3 protein-coding genes and 1 pseudogene are annotated in these 2,780 nt (G+C 52.4%); 2 read left to right on the top strand and 2 right to left on the bottom strand.

What is annotated here, in order from left to right:
• The coding region (gene csy3 / locus ACZAHD_RS22975) for a type I-F CRISPR-associated protein Csy3 (protein ID WP_462458773.1) at positions 1-881 on the top strand (881 nt) is incomplete at its 5' end.
• Positions 882-890: 9 nt separating this feature from the next.
• A complete protein-coding gene (gene cas6f, locus ACZAHD_RS22970; RefSeq protein ID WP_462458772.1) occupies positions 891-1,445 on the top strand; it encodes a type I-F CRISPR-associated endoribonuclease Cas6/Csy4 in 555 nt (184 codons plus the stop codon).
• A gap of 21 nt (positions 1,446-1,466) precedes the next feature.
• Here cas6f and ACZAHD_RS22965 read toward each other — a convergent pair.
• Both ACZAHD_RS22965 and parS read right to left on the bottom strand, forming a co-directional pair.
• Positions 1,467-1,940: pseudogene (locus ACZAHD_RS22965) on the bottom strand (RES family NAD+ phosphorylase).
• A complete protein-coding gene (parS, locus tag ACZAHD_RS22960) occupies positions 1,937-2,380 on the bottom strand; it encodes a type II RES/Xre toxin-antitoxin system antitoxin (RefSeq protein WP_141964473.1) in 444 nt (147 codons plus the stop codon). Before parS ends, ACZAHD_RS22965 begins: the two are co-directional and overlap by 4 nt.
• Between the last annotated feature and the right edge of the window lie 400 nt (positions 2,381-2,780).

Raw genomic sequence — 2,780 nt, 5'->3', positions numbered from 1 at the left:
TTCGTGTTCAGGAAAAAGCGGTGCGTGGCACAATCTCTAACCGCCTGAAAAATGCGCTCACCAGCGATCCGGCGAAGCTGGATGCTGAGATCCAGAAAGCGAATCTGCAGCGGGTGGATGTGGCGGCGCTCTTCGCGGAAGCAGATACCCTGCTGGTTAAGTTTTCCCTGCGCGTGCTGGGGAATTTGTCCACCCCCTCTGTGTGTAACGACCGCGATTATCAGGATGCGCTTCGGCAGGTGATCGATGGTTATATCCGGGAAAATGGTTTTGCCGAACTGGCACGCCGCTATGCCACCAATCTGGCTAACGGGCGCTTTTTATGGCGTAACCGCGTAGGCGCTGAAAAAATTGTTGTTAAGGTCACTGGCAGCAAGGAATGGACGTTTGACGCGCACGAATATGGTTTGCGTGATTTTTCTGCCAGCAATAAGTCGCTCGACGAACTGGCCCGGGAAATTGAAAAAGGCCTCAGCGGAGAAGGATTTGTCCTCCTCAATGTAGAAGCTAGGGTGTTCCTGGGCGCGGGGCAAGAGGTTTTCCCATCGCAGGAGCTGGTGCTGGACAGTAACAGCAACAAAAGCCGCCTGTTATATCAGGTAGATAATATCGCGGGCATGCACTCGCAGAAGATTGGCAATGCGCTTCGCACTATCGATACGTGGCATCCTGAGGCTGACGAACTTGGCGCGATAGCCGTTGAGCCATATGGTTCTGTCACCAGTCGCGGCGTGGCCTGTCGTCAGCCGAGAGAGAAAATGGATTTTTACACTCTCCTCGATAACTGGGTCACCAAAGGACAGACGCCGGACAAAAATCAGCAGCACTACGTTATGGCTGTATTGATCCGCGGCGGTGTGTTCGGCGAGAAGAGCGAGTAAGGAGTTGTTATGGATCACTATCTGGAGATCCGCGTGCTACCTGACCCGGAGTTCAGCGAGGAGATGCTGATGGCGGCACTGGTTGCCAGGCTGCATCGCGCTCTGGGGAGGCGAGGAAAGGGCGATATTGGCGTGAGCTTTCCGTCACATCATATCAAGCCCGGCGATGTCTTGCGTCTGCACGGCCAACACCGGGCCTTAAATGAACTTGAGTCAATGGGATGGCGAAAAGGGTTGAATGATTACTGCCTGTGTTCGCAGGTACAGCCCGTGCCGGAGTCGGCAAGCTGGCGCTGCGTCAGCCGCGTTCAGGTAAAAAGCAGCCCAGAGCGGCTTTTACGACGCTCGGTCAGAAAGGGGTGGTTAACCGAAGAAGAGGCGCAGAAACGCTTGGCGACGATGGAAGAAGAACGGACTGATTTGCCGTGGCTTAATTTGCGCAGCCTCTCTTCGGGACAATCGTACCGGCTGTTTATTCGTCATGGCGATTTACTCTCGGCACCCGTTGCGGGACTGTTTTCGACCTATGGGCTAAGCGCGACCGCCACCGTTCCCTGGTTTTGATACACAAAACCGCATCGGCTCTCAAGATGCGGTTTTTTCTGCCAGACGGGTATCAAAAACAAAAGGGTACTGCTGAACGAAGTCGAGTTCCTGATGAAACGCAGGATGCAACGGGTTAAGAATTGCGTTGTTTTCATAAGGGATGATGCAGGAAGGCAGTACTAACGCCAGCGCGCTGGTGGCCTGTAACCAGCCAGTCCCTAAATCCATGGTGGATACCGGAGCCGGGTTTTCCCGCCAGTCCTCAGGTAACCAGTGTTGTTCCAGATATTCAATCTGGTCGTCTGGAATGTCGATACTGAAAAGCTGGTACTGATTAAGCACCGCGTCTTTTTAACGTGCACCAAGTATTTCGAGCGAGACCAGCGAGATGGCCGTGGACACATATACGGCAGGATGGCCCTTATGATTCCAGCGGCCGCCATACTGGCTTGCACCGCTTCCACTCCATGCCTCGCTGGCGTACCGTCCCATCACCAGGCGATAAAAAATCATGCAAACACTCCATGCTCCAGGCGGCCAATTAAATCGGTTACCTCAAGTGCGCCGGTCTCAGTTGCAATGAGATCGACCGGAGCAACATTGCCCAGCCCACGCACCGGGGATTGTAGCCAGTTCCAGGCTTCATCTTTGCTGCCGAAATAATCAACGGCGGCGTCGAGCACCCGAACGAAGCGTGCTACCCGCTCACTTTCATCGGGAGTGAGGGTTCGCCCCGCACTTTTGCGACGAGCAACGTTGCGCTCATTAATGCCCGTTACGCGAAGAATGTCCGCTTTAGACATCTCGGTCCATTCATGAATATTATCGAGTACGCTGACCGGTAGCCCCTGATTGAGAAATTCGATCAGCCGCATTCCCCGATTTGCAGGCAAACCGGCATAGCGCCAGAGCGCGTTGTCAGCAGGCTTCTGCTCGGGAACCCATGTTCTCATTTTTCATCACCTGTTTTCTGCCATTTGTCATGGTTAAGTATAGTCATTTGTCTGAGGTTTAGCAGGGCGATTTTTTGACGAGTCGTGCACCCCTGTCAGATGCCGGAGACCCTTTTTCGATATTGATTTTTAATTATATGATTTTAAAGATTATTTTTTACAGGCTGAAAAAAAGGGGAGAGGCGTCATTATATGAGGTTATTTCGTGAAATCAGTAGATTATGGAGATATTATGTCAGTGCACTGCCGTACAGGCAGCTTAGAAAATCATTTGTCGGGAAAAATAGAGTATTTTTGTGTGCACTGCCGTACAGGCAGCTTAGAAAGCCACCGGAAAACTCGTTATGCCCGTTGTACTGTGCACTGCCGTACAGGCAGCTTAGAAAGATATGGATGCCAG

This window comes from Raoultella sp., from assembly GCF_039594335.1.
GTDB lineage: Bacteria > Pseudomonadota > Gammaproteobacteria > Enterobacterales > Enterobacteriaceae > Klebsiella.
This window is presented reverse-complemented; position numbering and strand designations above follow the sequence as displayed.

Bases quoted from the DNA above. Each gene is read 5' to 3' on its own strand.
- cas6f (WP_462458772.1), top strand. From the start codon at position 891: ATGGATCACTATCTGGAGATCCGCGTGCTACCTGACCCGGAGTTCAGC.
- parS (WP_141964473.1), bottom strand. From the start codon at position 2,380: ATGAGAACATGGGTTCCCGAGCAGAAGCCTGCTGACAACGCGCTCTGG.